The organism is Bacillus cereus group sp. BfR-BA-01331 (assembly GCF_022663915.1).
GTDB lineage: Bacteria > Bacillota > Bacilli > Bacillales > Bacillaceae_G > Bacillus_A > Bacillus_A mycoides.
The window spans coordinates 1-22372 of the sequence record NZ_JAKUGJ010000039.1; the positions used below are offsets into that span (position 1 = coordinate 1).

The following is a 22372-nucleotide window of genomic DNA, read 5'->3' on the forward strand; positions in this document are numbered from 1 at the left end:
GAGTAAGAGAGGTTGTAGCGATTTGTTGATTTAACCATACACACAAAGATAAAAAATGGTGCCCATGGCACTTACGTTTTCGTTTCATTCCGCCTGCTTCTATAGCTAATTGATTCAGTGTAGCGGGAGACATATAGCGATATAACTCTTCGGCAAATAAAGACAACTCTTGTTTTTGATGCATATTCATAAAAAGCACGTCACCCTTTCTCATTAACATAAGAGAATAGTAACGTGCTTTTAACTTCAAGAATAGTCTAAATCCTTAAGTTGATGGATGTGTGGTGCTACCCCATTGCTATCAAGCTAAGCTCATGTGACGTCAATGATAAGCGAGATTGTTTCTTTTTTTCGAAAGTCTATATGTTGGTGCTTTAAAGATTTGCATACGAAATAAACCCTAACGGGTTTCCTTTTTTGAATTAATCCACTTGATTATCAGAAATGGTACAATTGTAAACGACATCTAATATATCAAAGACTGTTTTCTTCGCATATATAATTGTCATTAGGGAGGGATTAGTTATGAACAGCAATATAAACAGATGGCTTATGACTAGAAAAATTATAAATAATCTAAAGAAAGGAGTTGGTATTAAAAGAATAAAACTATAAAAGGACTGATATTAATGTTTTCAAGAAAAGCGAATCAAAATGACTATAAAGAGATTGTGAATATATGGGAAGAATCTGTATTAGCCACTCACAGTTTCTTAAAAGAGAAAGACAGGGAATGCATAAAAAAAGAAATTCCTTCATATTTTCCCCACCTTGATATTCAGTTATGGTGTGAAGGGGATGAAACAGTTGGTTTTTCTGGTATACAGGGTCAACATCTAGAAATGTTATTCCTACACCCGAATAAAATAGGTAAAGGCTTTGGAAGCTCTATTATTACTTCTTTAATAAATGACTTTAACGTTACAACTGTTGATGTTAATAAAGATAATGAGCAGGCTGTTAAATTTTATATGAAGAACGGTTTTTACGTTGCAAATCAATCAGGATTTGACGCTAGTGGTCGTCCATATCCTATTTTAAACCTAAGTCTTAAATAAACTCTATACTAAAAACCTCACTATTTATGATATGTGAGGTTTTTCGAAATGGTTGTTTTTTGGTGGCGATGGTATTATTACGGAAAACGATCCAATCGAACAGGAAAAACGTATAAAATACAATGACTTAATCACCAATTCTGTAATTTTTCAAAATGTAGTAGATATCACTCTAATTTTATGGCAACTAAAAAAAGAAGGTTATCGCTTTTCACGCCAAGATTTAGAAAGGCTAAGTCCTTACATAACTAGACATATAAAACGATTCGGGGATTATATAATTGATTTGCAAAAAATACCCCAACAATAGAAGAAACGATTCCTCTATAAGCTCAATAGGTCATAGTTGGAAATAAAAGTAAGGCTATGACCTATTTTTACACGTTTCTCGGCTGTACCCCATTTTTGTCGATAAAGCAAGTGGACGACATTTTGATCGTCCTCAATATCAATTATTACGAAAAATATTGAGTACAAGTGATATTGTTTACATAGATGCTTTAGATCGTATGGGTCGTAATTATGATGAAGTAATTTCAGAGTGGAAGTACATAACAAGAGAATTACAAGCGGATATTGTTGTTTTAGAAAATGAAACATTGTTTGATAGTCGAAAGTTTCGAGAGATGGGTGACATGGGACGGTTAATGGAAGATCAGTTTTTATCTTTGCTTTCCTATGTTGCCGATCAAGAGCGTAAAAAGATTCATCAGCGACAAGCGGAAGGTATTGCTGTAGCTAAATCTCAAGGAAAGCATTTAGGACGTCCTCAAGTGAACCTTTTGACCTTAAGCAAACAACAAATAAATATAATAGAAGAAACTCATTCAAAATGGAAGAACGGAGAAATAACAGCTATTATGTTTATAACAATGTTAGAATTAAAGAAAAACACATTTTATAAAATAATGAAGGAATATGAAGAAGCAAAGTAGCATCTCTCCTATAGGAAATGCTATTTTGCCCCCGGTTGTAAGAACACTGGTACGGCTCCCTTGTATCTCATCAGACACTGAAATAGGCAGACAAAAAACGCCATTCTTTCCTATAATTCTACAGAAAGAACAGCCTATTTTTTCGTTTTATGGATACAATTTTACTTTATCTTTATGCTGATGGGATACTCCCCCTAAACATTTTCCATGATTCATGTTTGGATGAATGCTTACTTCTGTTTAATAGGCAGTGCATAATAGCCAAAAGCCAAATCGAGCAAGGCGCTCGCTTCTTGACGCAGTAACAGATCCTTCGGACGGAAGGTAAAAGATCCGTCAGCGTTGATGGTAGTATCAGGGTCTATGATGCCTTGTGAGGCAAGGGATTGAATGGACTGGACCGCCCAGGCATCCGCAGTGTCGAGCAATTTCACATGATTGGCTTGGTCAGGTTGAATCTGCTTCAAGTTTTGAATCATGGTTGCTGCAACTTGTCTGCTAATCGGAGTCGCACGGTCATATCCTGGTATGCCTGCTATAAATTGCTTCTTAATCCCTTCGGCTTGACCCGGGAAAATGCTCCATCCATGTGCCAACAACAAGGCATCCGTAAATTCTCCTTGTGTCATCGTGCCCATCGGATCGAATAGATTATCCGCTTTAGCATCCATGATGTTTAAAGCATGAAGATTGTCGATATGGCTTCTATAGTTACTCTTTTGCGGGACGTCTGCAAAAGGTGGTTTGATATTGATTTTCTGAGATTGAGCAACAATGCCTAGGCCTTTAGGACTGGTGTAATAAAAATATGCGATTTCTCCGGCCACATTTTTTTGGAAAGCAATCTTATTTCCTTCTGGATCCTCGAACAACAAAGGGTGAATCATTTTAAGGACTTGTTTGCCAGCTGTTTCATCTTCCATGACCAACGTTCCATTCTCATAGGCAAAGTGGGTACGAATCGCAAACGCACGTGTGTTTTGGTACAGGCCCAAGTATTTTTGGGCTTCTTTTTCCTCTAACGAGAGATATACTGTTTTCTCCGCCTTGGGAGCAGGGAAATAATGGTCCATAAACGCTTCATACACTTCTCGACTCATCATAGAATCATTATTGTAAGACATGAAGAATGCGGTTTTTTGTTCAGGTATCAAAACCATCAATGAAGAATGTCCTGGCATATTCCCGCCCTTTAATACGACATGTTGACCGTTGGCAAGGTCATTGAAATATGTTTCAAATCCAACTGTCGCAATGGGAATCGTCTTATCTGCGAAAACTTGGTAGGCATGCATCATATCCATGCTTTTTTTACTTGCGATTTCTTTACCTTCAAACTTTCCATTCTGTAGCTGCATAATCATGTACTTTGACATGTCTTCCCCGGTGGACAAAATGCTTCCTTGTGGTCCATCAGTTGGAGCGTGCCCATTTATTGGATGAGGATCGCCAGTGGGACCGTAATGTGTAGCCATTCTTTTGAGAAGGTCAGGCGTAAAGCGCACACTTGTAGACTTCATGCCTAATGGTTTGAAAATATTCTTTTCCATATATCGTGAGAAAGATGTACCTGTAACATTCTCCACTGCAAATCCTGCGAGTAAAAATGCAAAGTTGTCATACGTATAAGCTTCACCGGGCGGCCGTACCACTGTCGGCATATGTTTAGGTAGAAATTCCCTAATAGATATATTTTGATTTACATATTCAGGCCCGATTAGCGTGGTGATATCGGGCAGGTCTACGCCGCTGGTATAGGTCAACATATCAAACAGGGTGAGGGGTTTTCCTGTTTTATTGGGGATTTTCAATCCACCGAGATATTGTTGCACATCTTGATCTAGTTTAAGCTTTCCTTTATCAACTTGTTGCATCACGGCCAAGGCGGTAAAAGTTTTCGAGACTGAAGCGATTTGAAAGACCGTATCCTTATTGACGGGAATCTTCTTTTCTTTATCTGCATAACCATACCCTTTATTGACGACGACCTTTCCATCATGAACGACGACAAAACTTGAACCGTTCACATTGTACTTCTTCATTTTTTCTTCGAATAACGGATCAGCAAAAGATTCTACTTCTTTTTTGTTATTAGGTGCTTTCGTCATTTTGATATTGGTTGCAAGTGGCGATGACTTTGATTTTCCAACTTCTAATGTTTGTTGGGAACATGCAGAAATCATGCTTGTAGAAGTGAGCAGAATTGCGACGAGCCCCAGTTTATTGATTGCTTTTTTCATTTTTGTACACTCCTTTATGAGATTGAAGATTTCTTGTTTGCACAACGAGTTGTCAGCTCGTTAGTGTATGAACCGAGTGTAGCGAGTAGCAAGTCATAGTAACTAGTGATCTTTCGTCATATTCATGCATGACATAAAAAATAGAGCGGAGTACGACTAGTTTTATACCCACGATCTACAAGTTATGACATTTTGACACTACTGTGTGTGACAGATGAAAAGTTAGAATCGAAGGGCGACTCATAGGGTATTAGCAAAAAAAAGAAAATGGAGGAGAGAATCTAATGACAAAAGAATCTGTTCAAAAAAGCTTGCAAGATTTCTACTTTTTGTTGTTTACCTTTGGATCTGGATTATTTTACTTTTTCTTTTATTTGGTCAGTATGACATTTGCATTGGTGCTGACGGTTATCTTCATAGGTATTCCTTTGTTGGCATGGGTGCTGCAAACAACTCACACGTTTGTCCAGTATGAACGCATTCAGACGAAAGTTTATACGGGTATATCGATAGAGGAGCCAATCTTGCCAATGACAAAAAATGAAGGGGATAAATGGATTAAAGCGAGAGAGGCAATTCTTAATAGTAGCAATTGGAGAGCTATTTTTTGGCTCATGCAAAAATCTTTTGTTGGAGTGATTAGCCTTATATGTGCCGTTATATTGTACGTAGCTCCGTTTGCATTTACCTTAACACCATTGCTTTTTCAATATTTTGATATATACTTATTGGGAATTGTTGTGAATTCATGGCAGAAGGCTATTTTTGTCATGATTGTTGGGTGTATTCTCATCTGGATATGTATTTGTATTGGAAACAGCTTAGTTCGAACAATTGGAATGTACACGCGTTCCATGTTCAAAGCTATTAAGGGGTGATAATTTGTTTAAGACCTTGAAACTATGGCTCTGGTATGATTGGGTATTACTTTGTATACGTTTTATCATTTGGCTATCATTGATGGTAACGACTATCCAACACCGAGACCATTTGACTATACCGCTTTGGGTCATTATCCTTTGGGAAGTCACTTCATTTTCAATACCATGGATTTGTTTAATGTTCAGTTATCGCTATTATCTATTTACTGAGATAATTTTATTTGGCGGAGTATGCTTCTACTTAACTTTATTATTTCCGTCAGCGTACCTTGCTTTTTTAATGCCGACTTTTATGATTGCGGCAAATAGTGCTCATAAATCATACCGTTGGTCGGCTTCTATCACAATTGTTTTATTTCCGTTGCTCATTGCAATATTTTCCCATGGAATAGATGTATGGGGGATTATTCTACAAATCGGTCTGGCTTTTGCTGTGGGTTCTTCCTTTCGTTTACTAGTTGTCAATTACCGTCAAAGTGAAACGATTCGGAACCAAAAGCATGTATTGGAACAGTACGTATCTCAAGTTGAGCGGATTACTTTACTGGAGGAACGTGACAGGATCTCAAAAGATTTACATGATACGATGGGGCATTCTTATACCTCAATTATTATGGGGATGGAAACATTACGTACGGAATTAAAGACTAAAGAAGGAGAGCAAAAGCTCGACTCATTATTACAATTGGCCCGTAACAGTATGGAAGAAGTAAGAATGTATCTACATCAGATGGACTTACCACAAGAATCGCTTGCCTTAACTCTCACATTACAACAATTGACAGAGGAATTTGAGAAGCATGCAAAAGTAAATGTACGTACTCGAATAATAGGAGAAGAGTATACGGTCTCCAAGCAATCAAAACTGACAATGTACCGGAGCTTACAGGAATCATTAACAAATGCGGTTCGCCATGGACACTCCACCGAAATCATTGTGTCACTTCATTTTGAACCGCAACAGATAAGATTGGATGTGCAGGATAATGGCTGCGGGGTAGAGGAATGGAAGGATGGCTTCGGATTAACTGCGATGAAAGAGCGCGTGAGTCAGTTACAAGGGAGAGTTATTGTTTACTCCAAAAAAGGAGAAGGGACGTTAATTTCATGTGCGTTACCGAGACTTGTACAATTGTCCAATGAACCAATCCGCTTGTGTATCGTCGATGATCATTCTTTTATTCGAGAAAGTCTTCATACAATTTTGGATGGACAGGATGGCTTGCAAGTAGTGGGAATGGCTGAAGATGGAGAACAGGCTGTAGAATTGTGTGAAAGACTAAAACCAGATTTAGTATTAATGGATTTAGAGATGTCCAATCTGAATGGGATTCGTGCGACCAAAATAATTAAGGGGAAATGGCCAGACATTCGTGTCCTCATTCTTTCAACGTTTCAGGATACCAAAAGGGCGAAGGAAATCATACGAAATGGAGCTGACGGTTATTTGCTGAAATCCATAGATTCTCGTGAACTAGCTGAATCGATTCGCCTCATCTATCGGGGAGGCACGATGATTGACCAAGATTTGTTCCATAAGATGTGGGATGGAAATGATGAGGAAGAGTCAGTCGAATTGAAGTCAGATGGAAAAGAGTATGGCTTAACGAAACGCGAGTTAGAGGTTTTGAATCTTTTGTCTCAAGGAATCCGTTATAAAACAATTGCTTCGAAACTTTACTTATCAAATGGCACAGTTAGAAATTATGCCTCTACTCTTTATGACAAGCTAGAAGTCAAAAATCGGGAAGAAGCCGTGCAAAAAGCAAGAGATACAGGATTACTCTCGTAAGAGGGAGTGCTGTCATCTGCTAGGGGTACGTGAATAATTCGAGGTTTCGGGGACCACACTTCAAAAAATGTAATTTGAATGTCTGTTATAGGCAATTTGATAGATTTTATAAATAATGTTTAATTTTCAATGAAATTATATAAAGACAATTGCATAAAACCCAACATAATCGATCTTATGTTGGGTTTTATAGTGAACATTAGCTATGTAACCCTTATACATGGAATTAATTTAAAGGATGGCTCTTCATACCCCGAATCGTTCACATACCTATACAGCATATAACTTTTAATAATGATTCTAATTTTTGATGATGGAGTAACATAATAAATCGAGATTCATTCAGTTTTGATGCTTCAGGATTTTCGTAAATCATTTTTAATCAAATTTTATTCCAAGCCAACACCTAGTAAGAATCTATCTTATCTTAAAAGTTCTTACTTTTTTTGTAAATACAGGAACATATTTATTTTATGTATTGTCTATTAAGCGTAATAGCTTTTTTAAAGAAGTAAGATGTCAAGAAAGGGATGATAAAAATGAAAAAGAAAATGATGTTAAAAGTAGGTCTATGTGTAAGTTTATTAGGAGTAAGTCAATTTGCTAGTGCGGCATTTCCAGCGCAAGCTGCAGAGAAAGTTGAGCAAAAGATAATTAAAAATCAAGAAGGTACTATTTCAATCTCTCAGTTAAATTCCCATGTATGGGTCCATACAGAAATGGTTTATTTTAATGGGGAAGCAGTACCTTCAAATGGCTTAATTCTAAACACCTCAAAGGGGATAGTGCTTATTGATTCTTCTTGGGATGACAAGCTTACAAAAGAATTAATAGAGATGATCGAAAAGAAATTTCATAAACCGATAACAGATGCAATTATAACGCATGCTCATGTAGACCGAATTGGAGGAATTAAAACGTTAAAAGAAAAAGGGATTCAGGTACATAGTACAGCTCTAACGGCTAAACTAGCAAAGAAAAATGGTTATGAAGAACCAATTGCGGATTTAAAGGACATTACAAATATGAAGTTTGGAAATATAAAAGTAGAAACATTTTATCCAGGAAAAGGGCATACAGAGGATAATATTACAGTGTGGTTACCACAATATAAAATTCTATTTGGCGGGTGTTTAGTAAAATCAACAGATGCGAAAGATTTAGGAAATGTTGCAGATGCATTTGTAGATGTATGGGCAGGGTCAGTTGGAAATGTAATGAATCGATATAGAAATATAAAATCGGTTGTACCAGGACATGGAGAGGTAGGAGATAAAAGTTTGCTTTCTCATACGCTAGATTTATTAGAAGCAAAATAGAGAGGAACTTAAAGATTTATAGAAAAGAACCCTTTTCAAGGGTTCTTTCATTAAGGAAACCAAATTTATAAGGTTAGTTAAATTAAGAATATGTAACTCTGATATTGTTAAACGATAAATTTTTAAAGAGAGAAAAAGAGGTATATAAATAATAAATAGAACAGGATATTTTCTATTTATTTAAAGGAGAAGAATAAAAGTGCTGAAGTGTCATAAACAAGGAATAAGATTATTAATAGATATGCAGGAACTAGTTAGTAGAATTTGGAGTATAAGTAATATTATTATTTTTGCAGGAAGGAAAGCTAACAAATGAAGCATAAATTTGGTCCAATGATTTTAGCATGTTTCATCTTTTTAGTTATACTGCTCATTCCATCTAGAAATTTAGTATCACTCATTAGCAATGAAAAGGTAAAAGATGCTGCGACCTCTTTACAAAAAGAAAAGTTACAAGGAGTTTTCTTACAACAAAAAATGTTGGAAAACTCTAAGTTTTTACCGATGTATGGTTCATCTGAATTTTCCCGGATGGATGCATATCATCCATCTAACTATTTTAAGGTAAATCCTCAAGGTTTTACACCATTTTTAATAGGGACTGGTGGAACGCAAAGTCTTGCTCATATTTTAAACGTTTCATCTACAATGAATCAATTAGAAGGAAAGAAAGTAGTATTTATTCTTTCACCACAGTGGTTTACACAACAGGGGGTAACAGAAGATAATTTTACTAGTAATTTTTCTAAACAGCAGACATATCATTTCGTTTTTAATGATGAAATTGAACCTGAAATGAAAAAGAAAATTGCAAAACGGTTACTAGGCTTTAATATTGTTCATAAAGATCATATATTAAAAAATTCATTAGAGGGTATTGTATACAATGATACAGCTCATAAGATAAAGGCGGCAGTATTTAAACCTATTGCCTATCTAAATCGAAACATCTTTGACCATAAAGATTTAGTAAACTCTATGTTTAACATTAAACCTAGGAAAGAACAGAAAAATATGGAACTACGTTCGCTTTCTTGGGAAGAAACACGAAAGCATGCTGAGCAATCTGGAAAAATAGGGTCTACATCAAATACATTTGGAATTGAAAATCCATATTACTATAAACACAAATTTCAAAAGAAATTACAGGGACTAAAGGGATATAAGGAAAATGAATCTTATGATGAGTCCCTGGAATATGAAGATTTGCAAATAATTTTAGATATTTTTAAGCAAAAGAACGTGAAACCACTTTTTATTTCTGTTCCTGTAAATGGACCTTGGTATGATTACGCAGGGTTCCCAAAAGAACGCCGTGATGTTTATTATAAGAAAGTTAGAGAGCAAGTTGAGAAATCGGGATTTCCAGTTGCAGATTTTACTAGTCATGAATATGACAAGTACTTTTTAAAAGACACTATTCATTTGGGATGGAAAGGCTGGGTATACGTGGATGAAGCGATACAACAATTCCATGCTGAATAAATTCTAGGGTTAGACAAACAATGAAAGGTCATACTGGTTATGTGGAAAATAAAGAGTATAGATGCAACATGGTAAAAGAAGCAGGTTCACTGATGTGAATCTGCTTTCTTTTATTTTTGAAGAGTACTCCAAGTTTTCAATATATTCGCTGCAACAGGAGCTGCACTTTTTGCCTCGAAGTCTCTACCAGGGTCACCATATTAACTGTATTTAGAATTGGTTTTAGGCCTGTAAGTACCATGAAATGTAAATAACGGTTACAAATTACCGATACTCTTTGCGAGAGAGCACTTACTGGAGGAGTGCCCTTTTTTGTATGCACCTTTTGATAAGGACAAGCATATATTGTAGTGTAGGACAGGTTCACTCGCTTGTATCCTATTTCAATACTCATTGAAAACTCCTTATCACATTTAGGGCACCTACTGAAACAGGTGTTCTTTTTTAGTTCCATGATATGAGTATAAACAAAGCAATAAAAGTATGTTAAGAGCAAAAAGTATAATTAGGAATTGTAGGAATTTCATAAAGCGCCTCTGTTAGATATAGTGTGTACTATTAGAAGGGAGGTTATTATTTGTTGAACAAAGTGGACATTTGATTAGGAGGAGAATGTATGATAGAGACAGCTAACAAGATTACGAATTATCTAAATAGATAAATTAATTAATCGGAAATAAGACGGTTGTTATTGAAAAAGATGATGTGAATTCAGTTATAAAAAGTAGCGAGGTATCTTTATGTGCTAACGGATAAAATTTTAGTTATAGTGAAAACATAGCAGATCAGGTAAAATTGTCTTTTTACTTTTATATATGTTTCGTCCACTCTCCATGAGTGATTTGTTTGTCTGAGATGGCTTCGAATTTGTTTATCAAACTCTGGCCCATATTGATGTACCCACCACATAATAGTTGTATGAGCCAGGAAAATACCTCGTTTCTCCATAATTTCCATCAAATCACGAAAACTTAAGTTGTACTGTAGGTACTAACGTAAAGTTAACAAGATGATGTCTGGTTGATAATGTTTCTACTTAAATCCATTCTCCTTTTCCATACTGATCACAAACCCTTTATAGAGTAGTACAATTAGTATGACTAAGATTTATAGATTCGTTGCAATTTCCTCGGAGTTTTTGCACCAGAACTCAAATAATCGTTATAAGAGTTGATAGAAGAAAAAACTTAGAAAAATATATTTATAGAAAATGTGTTTTTATTAGATGCATATTAAAAAAGACAAGCATAAGTTATATTACGTTTTGGTAGAATCCTCTTATCTTTGGAGAGAACTCAAATCTTAATAATAGATTTTTTAGTTCTCTCTTTCACATAATCACTCTTTAATCATATTATATATATAATATGGTTAAAGAGTGATTCAAAAGGAGAAGTGTGTTATATGACAAAATTAGAGGAACTAGAAAAAGAGTTAAAAGTTATACAACAGGATGTGAAAAATTTAGAAGCAAGAATACGAGTAGCTGAAAAAATTCATGCAAATACTAAATGGATTTTACGATTGATCATAAGCGCATTGTTAACAGGAGTACTTGGTGTACTGGCAAGAAGCTTGTTATAAGAAAAAAAGGTGTTGGTCAATCAAAACGGATCTAGCGGAGCGAGGAGAGTATTTGAATTGACCAATCGTACTACACCCAAACCCGGTTGGCATTGAACAAATCACGCTTTGCTCTTGTCAACCGGCGAGGGAGCCCCTCAAGGATTGAGGGGGTCTGGGGAAGAGTTCCCCAGTGGGTTTAGTCAAAGCCTAAGGTTTGTTTTGCCACGCTAGGCATGGATTGGCAAAGTCGAAAATCGCCGCAGACCCCTATTGGCACAAGGATTGATGATTACTTTATACGAGAAAGCGTTTCATTTTGACAGGCCTAGACGAGTTATAGGGAGTTTTTGTTTAGTATACAGACAAGAATAAAGGTCATCAGAATCATTTCTAGGACTTTATTACTATAAAACATTTGTTTTTGCATATTTTACACAGTTGAATTTATTGAATAGCTCTTCGTTTTCTGTAAGTCCAAGAAGAATGTTACCTTTGAAATTAACAAAGTTTTTTCTATCTCTGCTTGTAGCCCAAGCTATTTCTGGATTTGGGATATACACGTTTGTATTTCCAACTTTACCAATAGCGATCAATCCGTTTTCTTCTAGACATGAAACTGCTCTAAATATCGTTGTTCTTGATTTGCCAGTAACTTCTTCTAAAATTTTTTGTGAAACCATTATGCTGTTGTCCTTAATCCTCTAATGATTTGTATAAAATGCTTGTTCTTTTGGCTTTCTTAGGCTCGTCTAGCTTCTAGATCTTCAGTAGCATTATCAACGATTTCTATAGCTACGTATTTAATTTCTGTGTCTTTTTCTTTTTCCGCAAACATATGTATATGTAACCCCCAGAATACAATAATGTATAGTTTTTGAAACAACCTGTTTCATACCTGGATTTTACCATTCAAAAATTAATTTTCCGACTAATTGTTTCAAAAACGAAACGAGAAGTACCAAACTCTTAAACGATTGATATTACTACATTTTCACTAATTCCCTTTCTATATCTATATAAGTGGCTTTCCACAATGCAATAGTCGAGTAGTATTTTTTGCTATTTCATTGTGGAATTCGGCAGATTTGGACATATCGCCAAGCCGAACAGACCAAAAGCAAGGGGGACTTTTTTGATAAGGGTATAATCAGTGTTTTTGATTTATAGACTTTCAAATAAAGAAAAATAATAAGGAGATGATGATTTGAGTAATTTTCAAACTCAAAAAAGTAAATTATTTTTGGTATTATCTCTTCATCGTTCTGGTTCAAGTGCAGTAGCGGGTACATTGCATTTTTTAGGAGTTGATATGGGGAGTGATTTATTAAAAGCTTCATCTACAAATCCAAAAGGTTATTTTGAAAACATTCGTTTTGTGAACTTAAATGACATTATTTTGCAAGTATTTAATGCAACGTGGAAAACTCCACCTTCACGAGAAATTATGTCCTCTAAAAAAAATGAAATATCTATAAATTCAAATTTGTTAAATAAAGATATAAAACCTATATGGGGATTAAAAGACCCTAGACTCATTTTAACATTAGATATTTGGAAATCCTATTTAGAAACAATTGCTGATATTACATATGTATTTGTTTCGCGACCTATAGAAGAATGTGCTGCATCACTTGTTGATAGAGATGATATGAATTTAGATACTGCAACAAAAATTTTAAAAGTTTATCTTATGAATTTAAAATACTATCGAGAACATCTGGAAAAAGAAAATAAAGATATAGTGGACATTCATTTTCAAGAAATTTTAGAAAAACCTGAGATTTTCGTGAGAGAAATTAATCTTAGAATTAATCAACCCCATGATCACAATTTAAATATAGTTAAAGAATTTCTTGATAAAAAATTAAAACATTTTTAAATTAAGTTAATGTGTTGATTACAGTACTATCAAAAAATTTCATGAATTTGAAGGGGAGATCAGTTGAATTTTAAGGAATCTAGTAAATAATTAGAAAATTGTTTAATTATTTGTTGAGAGTAGTTTGCTAAATAGATGAGTAAAACAAGATTACAATGTAAAGTGGATTCTCTTTACTACATTTGACGATGCCGAAGTGTTTTTCTATTTTACAAATTCACAACATCAAAACCCTCTTGATGCGTCAAAACGAATACGTTTTGACCTTCCTACCGGCTAGGAATCCCCTCAAGGATTGAAGGATTGGGGGGACTGGGGAACCCTTCTCCAGTGGGTTTAGGAAAAGCCAAGGTTTTTCTGCTATGTTAAGCAAGGCTCGGCGAAGCCGACAAGCATCGCAGAACCTTATCGATTTTGATTCGTTAGCGTCATAATACGTATTTTCTTTCTTCAGCTGTTCGATAGTAATTGGATAAGCAGGATTTTTATCGACTGTTATGACGCGAGGCTATGAAACATGAAAAGACTGCAAAGTTTTCTTGAAAAAGCGCTTCGCAGCCTTTTGATTTCTAGATTTACTAAATTAAATTTAATCGTGTTTCCTTCAGAATCAATGGCACGATATAAATACATCCATTGTCCTTTTACTTTTTTATATGTTTCGTCCATTCTCCATGAGTGATTCGTTTGTTTGAGATGACGACGAATTCGTTTAACAAACTCCGCTCATATTGATGTACCCATCGCATAATAGTTGTAGGAGCCAGAAATATCCCTCGCTCCTCCATCACTTTCATCAAATCACGAAAGCTTAAGTTATACCGTAGGTATCAACGTACAGTTAACAGGATGATGTCTGGTTGATAATGTTTCCACTTAAATCCATTCTACTTTTTCATTCTAATCACACACCCCTTATAGAGTAGTACAATCAGTATGACCAAGATGTATAGATTCGTTGCAAATTCCCGGAAGTTTTTGCATCAGAACCGCTTATATTCCTTTTACTTATTTTGTTGTGACTCAATTTCTGTGAAGGTTTGATAGCATCAGCCATCAGCAGATAGGTGGGAGATGAATATTGATCGGCTTAAGCCGGAATGTTTGCTACCATATACTTGTCCAGATTGTTCTTTGAAAATGGAAGATGTAAGATGGTTTCAGAAAATCGTTACATTCGTAAAATTTTCAATGTTCTAGCGTTCCATGCTTGCCGAAGTTGAGAAAAATAAGCTAAAGTAGGAAGTATGGTAAGTCAACATACTCAAATAAAAAAATATGCAATATTTAATATCCTTTAATTGGAATATAAACCTTATTTTTCTCATATCGCATACCAGAAGACATGATAGGTTACGAAGCTACTGACATTGCTAACGTTAGCAGTTTATCACCTATACTGGGAAGTTATGTTCCTGAATTGTGGTATTTGCCGCGGCCCCTAACAATCTGTTGAGGGCTTTTTTTATTTCTTTCTTGATAGCATCAGTCTTTTAAAACAAAAGGTTGGTATATCAATGAAATTAGATAGTAATAATTATTCCGTGTTATTGCTATGTTATCACCTTATGTTGGTATGAAATACAGAAGAAATGTATTTGATCATTAAGTTAATACAATGATTTGTAAACATAAGGGACTTTTATTTGTATAAAATGTTTCAGAAAAATTTTCTAAATGTATTAATCGTTAGGAAAACATAAATCTGGAAATAATGCTTGGTATTTTGGGGCTAACCGAAGGTTAGTAGTAGAGGTTGCAAATTGTATATATCTTTTTTCTAATGTATCCAGTGTTTCCAGGTGATGAATACATCGAAAGCATATGAAGAAATGTATGAAGATTCCGAGGGATTTGAAAACGTAACAATTCCTGACGATTTTTCAGAGTCTCTAGACAAAGCGGACACAGTTAAAGTATATAGATTTGTTACGAAGAAAGATGCTAAAAATGTATCCTTTAAGTTAAAAGGCCCTAAAAATGAAATATATAAAGTATCTTTATATGAAAAAGGAAAAAGTAAAGCACTCAGCTCTGTTGAACAAGGACAGACGGGATCAGTTACAGTAACTGGGAATAAGGTTTACTATCTTCGGGTAGCCGTTTATGAGGGGAATTGGGATGCAAATAATAAAGACCATAAATATAATTTAAATGTATATAATAGTTGATGTTCCCAATAAATCATACATGTATAAATTGTAAAGCACATAATGAATAGAGTTAGAATTTATATCAAGCATAAACCAAAAAGAGAGGATGAAGAGACATCTTCTCTTTTTGGTTTCAATGTTGTGATGAGAATAATAAATAACTAGTTAAGAAGATGAATTCATAGAAAAAGTGGGAAATGATAGAGATATAAGTAGTTGAATGAGCTTAAAAAGCCATATGATTATTGCTAAATTGGTGATCCTTTTTCATTTATAGTATAATTCATTTTCACCTATGGGCCGTGAATGTAAAATCAAAGATAGGAAAGCGTTTTAGTGCCCCTAAAAAGATGGAATTTTAGATTGTAAATGCTTGTTTACCCTTACTATTTAAATCTCTTTTTCTTTTAATTCTTATAGATCTCAATAGGAGCCCAATTCCAAGTAATAAAATTGTATTTAATTTATTTATTGGTTCTATTCCAGGGGTCATACTTGGCAGTAAGTTATCCACTAAAATCCCCATAAAACCGCTTCAAATACTTTTAGAAATCATTATTTTTATTAGTGGATTAAGTTTAATTATTATGAATTGAAATATTTTATATCGATGGACTTAAAACATTCACTCAGTAATGCTTCAATTTTTCATCTAAAAAACTTGTAACTTTATCAAGGTTATAATAAGCACTTCTATCCATTCTAGCATTGATTTCTTTTACAAATGTCCCTGTGTTTTATGGTGATTAATGGAAATGAACATCGATAATATCTTTATTTTCATGTTCAAGCTTTTGTCTATAAAATACAAGGTTTTTATGATATTCACTTAAAATTCCAGTAGCTTTCTCTTCAAATATTTTATCTCTATGAACAAGAGAAAGTATAGATTCCTACATTGGAAGCCAATTAAATATATATTTAACGTCTACCAAACATTCTAAAAGTGATTTCTATATAGGGAATGTTAAACAGATTCTAGGATCCTTTAGCCCCCATATTGGTTTATTTTGTTTATAAAAAAACGCTATATATTGTAATATACCAATTATACATTTGATGTTTTCACTTATAGGTAGATTATCCCATGTAGCGCCAACTGAATTTAGAGTTTGGTCATTTAAATTTACAAAATCAATATTTTCTAAATAGCCTTTGGGATTGGTAGCAGAGGGTTTTAATAAATAATCTTCCATAGGTATTCCTAAAGTATGTAAAGCTCCAGCTGTCGCACTGGATCCAGAGCGATGAGCAGATAATTTTAGTACTGTTCAAAATAGTTCCCCCTTTTGGTGCCGTTAGTATTAGCTTCTTTCTTATTAGATACATTATGAAAAGAGGTGTTGTTCAGGAACTTTTTTATCTACTATAAATCAGCATAGGACTATCTTGTAATACAATGAGATGCTATTTAAATTACGTCAACTTCATTAGGTGAAGTATTTCTTATTCAGAATTAAGAAGATTTTTTTCTATATTGCAAAAAATAGACTAGTAAACAAGCTGTTTTTAACTTTTAATCATAGAATATGATGAATCCAATTGTTATGAGGAGGTAATTATATTTATGGGCTGTAATTTTCATTTCAGAAAAAATCAAGATTGTAATAGATTATGGGATGATTTAGTGTTTTGTAAACATAGACGTAAAGATTGTGATGAATGCCATCATAGACGTAATCAAGACTGTGATTGTGATGAGTGTCGACGTAAACGTAATCATAATCATGGCTGTGATTGTAATTGTAATCAGCGTCGGAATTGGTAAAGTTCTTTGAATGAGTGCGTTTCTTCACAGCACTCATTTTTTGTTTATAATTTTTCTTAATTATTACTTATCAAAGAAGAAAAATTTCTTGTAGGAGATATAGATAAAATGAATATAAATTCAAATTAAGAAGAGTCTTCACTTGGTGGGAATCCTTATACTAAGAATATAAGATGATAGGTTAAACAAACTTTGATATAACAGCTGAATATATCTAAATTAGCAAAAAGATACTCAGACGGATTTAGTCGAGAAGCTAGTCAAAAATGTGTTGATGTAAAGTTAGACTAAATTTGAATTTTATAGAAAAGGAAGCTGGAAAATGTGTAGCTTGTAGGATGTGTTAATGGGGGGACAAAGGGAATGTATTGATAAGGGATTAAAGATTATCCCTCTCAAGTGTGACAGAGTCAAAACAAGAGAGGGAGAAATGCCTCTAGAGATCCACTATGCTGATATCACTTGTAATCTAAAAAGTTTAGTTATTCTATTTCTTTACATGCCCAAGCATCAATCTCGACTTTAAAGACAGGAGCAGCTAGTGCGACAACATAAATCATTGTCGTACAAGGAAGATGATCATTAAGAAAATCACTTATTATTGCCTTTCTTTTATCAGGTTCAATTTCTTCAACCAAATAAAAAACTAACTTTGTCAAATCTTGAATATCCATGCTCGCAGATTTGAGATTTTTTTGAACATTATCTAGTGCTAATTGCATTTGTTCTACCGGATCTTCAGGTACGGTTCCATCAAGCTTCATACCTAATTGTCCAGATAGTAGTAACCATTTATTAGGTCCAGTTACTTCGATCTGGTGTACGTAAGGTGCTACTGGTAAATGAATTTCTTTTGGGTTTCTGGAGATTTTCATATAATCAATCCTTTATTGTGATATTTTAATTACACTTTTCGGTAAAATATTTCAATAATCAGAAAAAACTACACTTTAATCAGACTTTATTTTAAAACTAAACAAAAGCGTTAATTGCGCGACACGTTTCCTTATAAATGTATAAGTCAGAAGTAGGAGGGTTACCAACTTGGTAACAACAACTGATTGACTGAAAGTAGGAATGAAAGCCGTCAGGTTGAGCTGAAACTACATATCTAATACTCCTACATGCAAGGCGTGATAGTAGTCATAAATTGTATGAAGCTAGGTGAAGTTGACTGAACAAAAACCTAAGTGAGAAATTATATGGTGATGGATAGGTCGGGATGCTACAAAATATCTATGGTGAGAATGTCCTAACGGACTGACGAAATTGCAACGCATATCAATCTTGACCTTAATAAAGCAGGATATGAGCTATTAAAACAAATGTACAACCGATTTCCAAAAGCTAAACCCAACCAAACTGAGTCGAAAGCATTTACAAGGCATGGTGAATACAAAGGGAAAGACAAAGGAATTCTCAAATATGTCAAACGGGATAAGAAATACATGAGGTATCTCATGGAAAGACCAATCCTACATCTAACTGATGTAAGACATAGGAATCCAATGTTGAAGCGTAACGCAGTTAATAAGTACACCGTAGAGGGACGAGCGCTAATCCATAAAAGGCTAGAGAAGGTCTCTGAATCAGAACTACAATGGCTCAGAAATCATCCTGTCACAAACGAAAGAGCGACAGTAGAATTCAATGACAATCGAATTTCGCTATATGTTGCCCAAAATGGGAAATGCGCGATCACAGGCGAAAAGTTAGACCTACTAGATATGCATTGTCACCACAAGAAATTGTGGAGTCTTACTAAAGACGACAGTTATCAGAACTTGATTCTAATCAAATCAGAAGTCCACAAACTAATACATACAACAAATCACGCAACAATTGCAAGATTGTGTGATTATCTGAAACTCGACGAAAAAAGTCTGACTAAGCTTAACAAACTTAGAAAACTAGTAGGAAACGATGAATTAGTACAATAAATTCCTGAACAATTCTCACAAAGAAAAATAATAGCAAAAACAAAAAAGAAATTCATGATTGAATGAAAAGAGGAACATATTTATTGATGGAGCGCCGTGTGAGGTGAAAGTCTCACGAACGGTGTGGAGCGGGGGAAATCTGAAAAGAGAATGGAATCCTAGAGGATTTTACACTTAGTAAGCTACCTATCGCTATTACGGGTCTGAATTATTAATACATAAGAAATATGTATGTCGTCAATGACGATGTTATATACCGAAAAGTAAGAGTAAATGATATGAGATTCGGAACAGCTAACGATGAGGATGTAAAGATAACAGGCTTACAGCAAGTACCTAAGGATATATGTATAGCTAGGTCAATCGGAACGTGGTAAGCAAGAAACTGTCACCAACGCCTACTAGCGGACAGATGTATATAAGGTTCTAACGAACCGAGATTGCTTCATTCTTGTGAAGGTGGAGGGATAGTCCCTAGTCTTGTTCTTTGAAAACTAAATTAACTAGATGGAACTCACAGGATCGAGTAAGATGATGGGACTTTTCGTAAGAAAGGGGAATTAACACATCGGTGAGTACAAAATTACGACATGCAGAATATTACGATATGCAAAAAGTGTTTGATGATTTATATCAACGTAGCAAAAAAGATACTTCTCAAGTGGTGGAACAATGTGGGCGCTAATTAGAGATTTTACCGACTTCATTTATGGTGATTACAACTCGAACGGTAACAACGGATACGGTGGATTGTATTGTACACATTGGGGTTGGTTGGATGAAGAGATGAAAAAGATGCGCGAGTATGCAAGAGAATTTGGGTACTTAAAAGTTTCATAAAATAGTTATTTTGTAAACGGAAAATAGGAGTGCTTGACCAGAGCACTCCATAACGCTAATAACAAAACCTATAAAAGTATATGAATACTTTAACTAAATATGTTTTTATTTAAACAAAATTCTTATTTAACAACAAATAAAAAGAGCGCATTTTTATATGCACTCTTAGTAAGATAGGTGAATGTCTCATGAGATATAAAAAATTCAAAAAATCGTAATCAGATTTTCATGAGTGAATTTTTTATATTGTATTCGTTACTTGGAGTTATTGAGCCTGTCACTATAAAAATAAAGAGCGCTTTTTAAGGCGCTCTATGACCAGGACTCATATCGAAAAGCTTACCATGATTAATGTATGTATGATTTTATTGTATGTGCAGTTTTTTAATAAAATCCTTATTTTGTGGAAAGAGGTGGATCGTAATGAAAAAAGTAATCAAAGCAGAAGATTTTGATGAGCAATTAGTTCGTCATAAAAAGTTAATGAAAGAAAATGAAGGTTATGAAAGGTCTACAGAGTCTCTTACATTCTCTGTTGGTACAAAAATAGATTTGAGTATAGAGATAACGGATGAGTTTTATAGCCAGAATTTAATAAATATGCTGAATGGGAAGCTCGAAGGTGGAGAACTTCTTGGATTTAAGGTAAATAAACTTAATTTTAATTCGGAGGCAAGCAAGAAGGGTGCTGTAATAAATGTCTTAAATCAGGTAATTCAAAATATCGATAAGTTTAATTTGTAATAAAATCTTTATTTGAAAATGAATAGAGAGCATACAAAATGCATGCTCTCTTAATGAGATGACAGCTTACAATGCCCAATATATAAGCTTAATATAATGTATGTATTTTTGCGTATAGAGTGAAAAAAATAATGTTGAATAATATCGTTATTTCATAGAAAAAAAAGAGCACACATATAAGTATGCCCTTAGATAATTAAGGTTATTTTTATGAGTGGCTAATCCCATACAATAACCATATGCTTGTTCAGTAAAAAGGTGAAAAGAATTTTAACAAAAACGTTATTTGGTACAAAAAAATTTTTGACCACAATGTGAAAGTTTGGAACAAATTAATAAAAAGGACGGATATAACATGAAGGAAGATTGTTTAAACTGCGGCAATTCATTATCGGACGATGATAATAACCTGTATTGATCGGTACACCAAAAGATAGTCGATGAAGATGAAAAGTGCGATGAATACAACTGAATCTCCAAATTATAAATAGATCAAAATAGGAGGTAGAACAGTGAGCGTAAAGGAGTACGTTGAATCATTGATATGTATCGGAACTATACAGGAATGCGCTGACTATATGGGCGTACTTACTGCGACAGTTCGTTTCTATACAAGACCAGCGTATCAAAGGAGAATAGCAAGTCGGAAGAATGCTAGAAATTATATAACGGTTACGGAACTTGAAGAAGATTAGTATAAAAATTTCATTTTGTAGAAAAAAGTAAAAAGAGCACTATCAATTAGTGCCCTTTGTAAAAATAGCGTAGGTGACCAGCTCACGTTATAAAGAAAGGTAGAATTTAATATATTCAAACCCTGCTGCTTAAATTGTGAAAACAAAAGAGCAGCTAGCAAAAGCTAACTGCTCGGCTCTCAAGGCTCTAAAAATATCAAGGATGTATTTCTAGATGGTAAGTATAGTATGAACGAAACATTGAGTTTTATTCAAGAGGGGAGAAAAGTAGGATATTAACATGGATATACGCAAATACATATTCTGTAAGTAATAAATTAATGACGGAGTAGATTGAGAATGGATGATCCGATTAAGGAGATAGTTGGCGCTTGGTTTGTTGCAGTAGGGACAATTATTGCTGCAATTGGGAGTACACCCTTAAAAATGTTGAGTAGCGACTTGAGAGAAGACTTGAACGTATGGGGGAATGTATTACAGGTAACTGGGAATGTTCTGGAAGCTGATGGGCAAGGCGAAATATCTCTTGAAATGATTGGTAACGAAATTCAATCAATCGGTAATGTAACGGTTATAACTGGACTCGTTATAGACTTTGAAGATAAAACGCAAAAAGAGCTAGTGATTACAGGGAATTGGCTACAAGCATTAGGCGGTGCTACAGCAATAGGTGGAGAAATAGAAGATACTTCAGATATAGATGAATCGTATAACATTGTAGGGAATGTGTTACAAGTAACTAGGAATTCATTACAGGAAATATTTGGCACTGGAAATTCGGTGTTTTCTAAAATATCAACTGGAATATTACTTTCACTAATGGGAAAAGTGACTGTAGTTTGTAAAGATATACCTTTAAGTCCTGTTAAACCAAGGTTTGAAACGTTTATAAACCTATCAAAAAACATTTACAAACGTTTACTAAGTACATATCACCTTTATAAACTTCTTAGCGTACAATTTTCTTAAAATGATATGGTGACCCCATCAAGCAAAGAAGAGCAAATACCCCAAATAACTTAATGGCAGTTTAGTTTAATAAGAATCAATGGTAAAATGATGAGAATTAATTATGCT

The 22372-nt window shown here is 34.4% G+C and carries 16 protein-coding genes and 9 pseudogenes; 17 read left to right on the top strand and 8 right to left on the bottom strand.

Features of this window, described 5'->3' with window-relative positions:
* Nucleotides 1-190 (bottom strand): annotated as a pseudogene (locus MR155_RS28750) (IS4 family transposase); the annotation flags it as partial.
* A gap of 439 nt (nt 191-629) precedes the next feature.
* Here MR155_RS28750 and MR155_RS28755 point away from each other — a divergent pair.
* The 3 genes and pseudogenes from MR155_RS28755 to MR155_RS28765 all read left to right on the top strand — a co-directional run.
* The gene (locus MR155_RS28755) at nt 630-1058 is read left to right on the top strand and encodes a GNAT family N-acetyltransferase (RefSeq protein WP_242311815.1); all 429 of its coding nucleotides are present in this window, start codon (nt 630-632) and stop codon (nt 1056-1058) included.
* A gap of 37 nt (nt 1059-1095) precedes the next feature.
* A pseudogene (locus MR155_RS28760) lies at nt 1096-1388 on the top strand (Tn3 family transposase); the annotation flags it as partial.
* A 71-nt stretch (nt 1389-1459) separates the two neighbouring features.
* A pseudogene (locus tag MR155_RS28765) lies at nt 1460-1993 on the top strand (recombinase family protein); the annotation flags it as partial.
* Nucleotides 1994-2223: 230 nt separating this feature from the next.
* Here MR155_RS28765 and MR155_RS28770 read toward each other — a convergent pair.
* On the bottom strand, nt 2224-4233 hold the full coding sequence (locus MR155_RS28770) for a serine hydrolase domain-containing protein (protein WP_242311817.1): 2010 nt from the start codon (nt 4231-4233) through the stop codon (nt 2224-2226).
* A 284-nt stretch (nt 4234-4517) separates the two neighbouring features.
* Between MR155_RS28770 and MR155_RS28775 the strand changes: the two genes are divergently transcribed.
* The 4 genes from MR155_RS28775 (at nt 4518) to dltD (ending at nt 9710) form a co-directional block, all read left to right on the top strand.
* Nucleotides 4518-5111, top strand: coding sequence for a sensor domain-containing protein (locus tag MR155_RS28775; RefSeq protein WP_242311818.1), 594 nt, complete (start codon nt 4518-4520; stop codon nt 5109-5111).
* Nucleotides 5112-5115: 4 nt separating this feature from the next.
* Nucleotides 5116-6906: a helix-turn-helix transcriptional regulator gene (locus tag MR155_RS28780; protein ID WP_242311820.1), complete on the top strand. Its 1791-nt coding sequence runs from the start codon at nt 5116-5118 to the stop codon at nt 6904-6906.
* A 539-nt stretch (nt 6907-7445) separates the two neighbouring features.
* Nucleotides 7446-8225: a subclass B1 metallo-beta-lactamase gene (bla, locus tag MR155_RS28785; protein WP_242311822.1), complete on the top strand. Its 780-nt coding sequence runs from the start codon at nt 7446-7448 to the stop codon at nt 8223-8225.
* Between the two features lie 312 nt (nt 8226-8537).
* Nucleotides 8538-9710 carry a D-alanyl-lipoteichoic acid biosynthesis protein DltD gene (dltD, locus tag MR155_RS28790; protein ID WP_242311824.1) on the top strand — a complete coding sequence of 391 codons (1173 nt, stop codon included), beginning with the start codon at nt 8538-8540 and terminating at the stop codon, nt 9708-9710.
* A 792-nt stretch (nt 9711-10502) separates the two neighbouring features.
* Here dltD and MR155_RS28795 read toward each other — a convergent pair.
* Nucleotides 10503-10724, bottom strand: a pseudogene (locus MR155_RS28795) (IS6 family transposase); the annotation flags it as partial.
* Between the two features lie 390 nt (nt 10725-11114).
* On the opposite strand from MR155_RS28795, the gene MR155_RS28800 reads away from it, so the two are divergent.
* The gene (locus tag MR155_RS28800) at nt 11115-11294 is read left to right on the top strand and encodes a hypothetical protein (RefSeq protein WP_242311826.1); all 180 of its coding nucleotides are present in this window, start codon (nt 11115-11117) and stop codon (nt 11292-11294) included.
* Between the two features lie 386 nt (nt 11295-11680).
* On the opposite strand, the gene MR155_RS28805 is transcribed toward MR155_RS28800, so the two are convergent.
* The gene (locus tag MR155_RS28805; RefSeq protein ID WP_242311828.1) at nt 11681-11956 is read right to left on the bottom strand and encodes a helix-turn-helix transcriptional regulator; all 276 of its coding nucleotides are present in this window, start codon (nt 11954-11956) and stop codon (nt 11681-11683) included.
* 524 nt (nt 11957-12480) lie between these two features.
* Between MR155_RS28805 and MR155_RS28810 the strand changes: the two genes are divergently transcribed.
* Nucleotides 12481-13155 carry a sulfotransferase family protein gene (locus tag MR155_RS28810; protein ID WP_242311830.1) on the top strand — a complete coding sequence of 225 codons (675 nt, stop codon included), beginning with the start codon at nt 12481-12483 and terminating at the stop codon, nt 13153-13155.
* A gap of 442 nt (nt 13156-13597) precedes the next feature.
* On the opposite strand, the pseudogene MR155_RS28815 reads toward MR155_RS28810, so the two are convergent.
* Both MR155_RS28815 and MR155_RS28820 read right to left on the bottom strand, forming a co-directional pair.
* Nucleotides 13598-14009 (bottom strand): annotated as a pseudogene (locus MR155_RS28815) (IS6 family transposase); the annotation flags it as partial.
* Between the two features lie 828 nt (nt 14010-14837).
* Nucleotides 14838-14963: pseudogene (locus MR155_RS28820) on the bottom strand (glycosyltransferase family 2 protein); the annotation flags it as partial.
* Between MR155_RS28820 and MR155_RS28825 the strand changes: the two are divergent.
* Both MR155_RS28825 and MR155_RS28830 read left to right on the top strand, forming a co-directional pair.
* Complete coding sequence (locus MR155_RS28825) at nt 14961-15326, top strand: hypothetical protein (protein WP_242311832.1); 366 nt, start codon at nt 14961-14963, stop codon at nt 15324-15326. The pseudogene MR155_RS28820 and the gene MR155_RS28825 overlap by 3 nt on opposite strands.
* 446 nt (nt 15327-15772) lie before the next feature.
* Nucleotides 15773-15904, top strand: a pseudogene (locus MR155_RS28830) (sulfite exporter TauE/SafE family protein); the annotation flags it as partial.
* A 357-nt stretch (nt 15905-16261) separates the two neighbouring features.
* Here the strand turns inward: MR155_RS28830 and MR155_RS28835 are convergent.
* Nucleotides 16262-16504 (bottom strand): hypothetical protein, encoded by a 243-nt coding sequence (locus MR155_RS28835; RefSeq protein WP_242311833.1) that lies wholly within the window; start codon nt 16502-16504, stop codon nt 16262-16264.
* A gap of 371 nt (nt 16505-16875) precedes the next feature.
* Between MR155_RS28835 and MR155_RS28840 the strand changes: the two genes are divergently transcribed.
* Both MR155_RS28840 and MR155_RS28845 read left to right on the top strand, forming a co-directional pair.
* The gene (locus tag MR155_RS28840) at nt 16876-17076 is read left to right on the top strand and encodes a hypothetical protein (protein ID WP_242311834.1); all 201 of its coding nucleotides are present in this window, start codon (nt 16876-16878) and stop codon (nt 17074-17076) included.
* A 201-nt stretch (nt 17077-17277) separates the two neighbouring features.
* Nucleotides 17278-17367: pseudogene (locus MR155_RS28845) on the top strand (nucleoside triphosphate pyrophosphohydrolase family protein); the annotation flags it as partial.
* Between the two features lie 191 nt (nt 17368-17558).
* Here MR155_RS28845 and MR155_RS28850 read toward each other — a convergent pair.
* Nucleotides 17559-17951, bottom strand: coding sequence for a RidA family protein (locus MR155_RS28850; protein ID WP_242311835.1), 393 nt, complete (start codon nt 17949-17951; stop codon nt 17559-17561).
* A 1707-nt stretch (nt 17952-19658) separates the two neighbouring features.
* Between MR155_RS28850 and MR155_RS28855 the strand changes: the two are divergent.
* The 4 genes and pseudogenes from MR155_RS28855 to MR155_RS28870 form a co-directional block, all read left to right on the top strand.
* A pseudogene (locus tag MR155_RS28855) lies at nt 19659-19856 on the top strand (hypothetical protein); the annotation flags it as partial.
* Nucleotides 19857-20279: 423 nt separating this feature from the next.
* Nucleotides 20280-20600 carry a hypothetical protein gene (locus tag MR155_RS28860; RefSeq protein WP_242311836.1) on the top strand — a complete coding sequence of 107 codons (321 nt, stop codon included), beginning with the start codon at nt 20280-20282 and terminating at the stop codon, nt 20598-20600.
* Between the two features lie 512 nt (nt 20601-21112).
* Nucleotides 21113-21295 (top strand): hypothetical protein, encoded by a 183-nt coding sequence (locus MR155_RS28865; protein WP_242311837.1) that lies wholly within the window; start codon nt 21113-21115, stop codon nt 21293-21295.
* Nucleotides 21296-21634: 339 nt separating this feature from the next.
* Nucleotides 21635-22264, top strand: a complete 630-nt coding sequence (locus MR155_RS28870; protein ID WP_242311838.1) for a DUF6944 family repetitive protein — start codon at nt 21635-21637, stop codon at nt 22262-22264.
* Nucleotides 22265-22372 lie beyond the last annotated feature (108 nt).